Here is a 3,718-nt window from a genome sequence, read left to right as displayed (position 1 = left end):
CCTAAATCCATTAATACCACTACCCCAGCATCGGAGTAAACCGACTCAATGGCAGCTTGGACTTGCAGCACATCGGTACCAAAGGGATTTTCCGGGTCATCAATACCAGCTGCGATCGCAATCGGTACGGATGTGTGAACCATCTGTTCAGCTAATTCCTTGACCCCAGCGGCTAGCTTAGCACTGTGGGAGATAATCACAATTGAGATCATAAGGTATATAAACACCTTTGTATTTGAGTTGTGAACATACTCCCTTAGGCAAGAGGCAAGAGGCAAGAGGCAAAAGGGAAGGCATTGCTGATTAATAGAATCATGGAGGGTAACTGACAACTGACCCGAATAGATGTGATTACATTCCGATATTCAGCAACGCTGAAAATGAGGGCTCCCCCGTCCCTAAAGCACCACTAGCAACATTTAGGTGCGACCCGTGGCGAATTTAATTCTTAATGGGTCAAGCGCACCTTTACAACAGAGAGACTTTTAACCCAATGTGGGTTAAAAATCTCTCTTTGGTGTGTTTGAGGGAGCCTGTCACCCCCTCAATACATTTACTGTTCCTTGTTCCCTGTTCCCTAAAAAATCAGTTGATTGTACCTCATCAAATTGAGAACTGCTATATTAAATTCCCAGCATTTCTCGTATTTCCTCCTCCTCTGCCTTAGTTAGAAATCTTCCTGTTTCTGCTGCCCTTCGCGCTAAAATTAGCTCGACTTTGTCCCTTAAGAGTGGAGTAACTGCTATCTCCTTGTCACCCTGGGTATAGCTAGAGGGAGGAATATTGGTTGTCATCTGCTCAAAAGAATCGTTCATAGCTTTACTTTCAGGTGTTTGAAGCATTGCTTGAAAATCCGGCTCTATTGCATAATCCAATTGGCTAAATTGTAGTACGCTGTTAATATCGCCTGCTTCAATTAGATTTCTTTGAGGCTCCAGGTAGGAGGCTAAGGTGAAGCGGGGACTATCAGCAGAACTGAATGCAGTTGTACCAATGTAGGTCTCGTGTAGCCTAGTTTCTGGTCGAATACCAGACGTTGTGTTTTGCAGTTGGCTGCCGTAATTATTTTGGTCGAATAGTTCTGAACTAATCGTATATTCTGATTGTGAATCCTCTGTTTTGCCTGGGATTTCTAGCTCTGAAAGTCGTTCTTTTGCTTCTCCAAACATCTCCTTGATGATGTCGAATTTACCTTTCTTTTCGCTTTTTTTATCAGATTGTGCTGACAGCAAATCGTAACTCCCTGACCTTTTCTTGAATGAGAATAAGCCGGAAGGATCGATGCGGTTAATGGGATTGTTCCCTACATATACGTAAGGACTAAAACCTTCTCTTGCTGGATCTATACTGATAAATCTCCTCAAGTCTGGATCGTAGAAACGGCTGTGATAATGATAAAGTTGTAAATCTTCATCCCACCATTGACCGGCATAGCGGAAGCTGACTTTCTGTGCTTCGTTTTCAGATGAGGGAGCAACTACCGTTTTCCCAAAATCATCGTACTCGAAGCTACACAAGCTATTGTTATTGCTATCAATAGCAACTCGAGTGGAACCAAGATGATCGCTCAGTAAATAGGTTGTATTACCGTTTTCTTCAAATCCGATGATGCTATCGCCATCATAAATGTAGAGCAACTCCTCAACACCAGCAACCCCTTTAACAACTAAAGGGAGTTTACCCCGACCGTAGATGTATTCTTCAGTCGTAGTTGATTGTTTTTTTACTCTTCGACCCAAACCGTCGTATTGTAAGGTGATGGTGCTTCCGCCTTGAATCTGTACGCCATTGACTAAATCTCCTAGCACTCGTCTCGTCAATGTAACTTGCTGACCCTCTGAGTTGGTCATGACGGTAATGTTGCCTAGGTTATCATAGTCTGTAACCTCACGAATGGTCTGACTATTATCAACAATGCGTTGCAGTTTGTTAGAACCGGAAAAATACTCGTAGCTACGACCATCGATCCGATCTAAGTTGCCGTTACGATCGTATTGGTAGCTGGTCTCACTCTCTTTGGCAGAAGCGATCAGTCGCCCCAAATAATCATAGTCGTAGACGACATCCAGGTCGCTGAAGTTGTATTTAGAACCCTGGAAGGTAGTGTTAACGATGAAATCAGATTTGTAAGTTGCATTGAGGAGTGCCCCAGCAGATTGCTGCGCAAGAGACCCCCGCACGGGTTCGCCTATTCTCAACCACCAACCAGACGTAGGTGCACCGCGAACAGCCTCGTTGCTCTTCACCCCGATCACCTGTTCGTTTACGTAAATCATAATCGTCCTGATAACGTAATAATCATAACCTCCAGGCGGAGGAATTTGATGACTGGAGATTGCGAAACGAGTTCTCGCATTGCCTGATGATGTTGATGGAAAAGATTCAACTTGCAAATGATTATCATCAACAGCGAGCAATCGATCTTCTGCCTCTCCATCCAATACCTTGATATGAAATTGATCTTCTACGTTTACAATTTCCTCAATACGGAAGCGGGTTCTTGGGTCTTGACTGTTTTTGACAACCAGATGGTATGTTGGCTCGCCATTGGGTCTAGACCCTCTAATCATCGTCATCTCCTGATCCCGACTAGGTTGCGGTGGAGTCTGTCCATCGGATTGACAGAAGATATAACCTTCAGGCGCTTGTGATGGAGCATCCTTATACATCGTGACAGCGTTGGTGCGTTCCACAAAAATCACCTGAGTGTCCTCATCCAAACCCCAATATTTGTCTGGATCGAGTAATTGTTTTAATCGAAACCCCTCTCCTTCCTCTTCAAGTTCAAATAAGGTGGCATTGTTTTCAGTTCCAGCAATGAATCGACCATTGGAGACGCGTAAAAACATGCCACCTTGACCCAAGACCTCAATCTTGTACCCCTCAAACATACTTTGGTAGGTGAAACTGAATTGAAGGTTTGGCAAGAATGTTGTGAAATGTAGGGTAATCAGGGTAGTACCAGAGTCATCGTCAGTGAAGACAGTACAATACCGATTATCTTCCAGATACAAGTCTGTTTCAAAATCCAGATCGGACTGGAATGCTGCTAGTCCTCTGTTCGCTTTGAATTTAAGATTTGAGACGGAAGTTTGTGAGGGAAAATTTTTATTGTTAGAAGCTTTGCGCCTCCCCAGACCCCTGCGTCTCCTCGTCCTTCGATCTGGAGCATTTTCCAGTTGATTCACGGGGATTTGGGACAAAAATCCCGGTAGGTAGTCAAGTTGTTGCTTGAAGTAGGAATCACTATTGGCTTTGTACTCTTTGTCGATCGGCCGTTCCTGAAAGTCATATTTTATGATTTCATCATAGGGGTCGCTTTCAGGATTGAGAGTACGCGATACCAATTGATGTTCAATATTGTATTGATAATTGGTTGCATAAACTCGGTTGCTACTCTGATTTTTGATTTCGCACCGGCGACCCAGAGAGTCGTAGCTATACTCGATTTCAGTAGGAGTATTGGTGGGATAGGTCATCTTTGTCACTAGCCCGGAATTGTTGTATTCATAATGAACAACTTTCGGGTTCGCTTCTCCATCTCCTACCCGTGCGACTCTACCGAGGTCATCGTAGCGGAAAATGGTCTCTACCCAGTTATCTTCGAGGCTATCCCGATGCTTAACTCGAGCTAAGCGACCCTGTAAGTTTTTAGTCACTTTAGTCATCATATCCCTCCCGGAAATCATCCATGTCGTAATAGTATTCGGTCAGACTT

The 3,718-nt window shown here is 44.0% G+C and carries 2 protein-coding genes; both read right to left on the bottom strand.

Annotation, left to right across the window (positions count from 1 at the left end):
• A partial coding sequence (locus F6K37_RS34640; protein WP_502709595.1) for a PTS sugar transporter subunit IIA domain-containing protein occupies positions 1 to 212 on the bottom strand: 212 nt, incomplete at its 3' end.
• Positions 213 to 623: 411 nt separating this feature from the next.
• The gene (locus tag F6K37_RS34635; RefSeq protein WP_287255356.1) at positions 624 to 3,659 is read right to left on the bottom strand and encodes an RHS repeat domain-containing protein; all 3,036 of its coding nucleotides are present in this window, start codon (positions 3,657 to 3,659) and stop codon (positions 624 to 626) included.
• Positions 3,660 to 3,718: the final 59 nt, after the last annotated feature.

It is taken from the genome of Moorena sp. SIO4E2, assembly GCF_010671945.1.
GTDB lineage: Bacteria > Cyanobacteriota > Cyanobacteriia > Cyanobacteriales > Coleofasciculaceae > Moorena > Moorena producens.
Note: the sequence above shows the minus strand (reverse complement) of the source record. Positions and strands in the feature narration are given on the sequence as shown.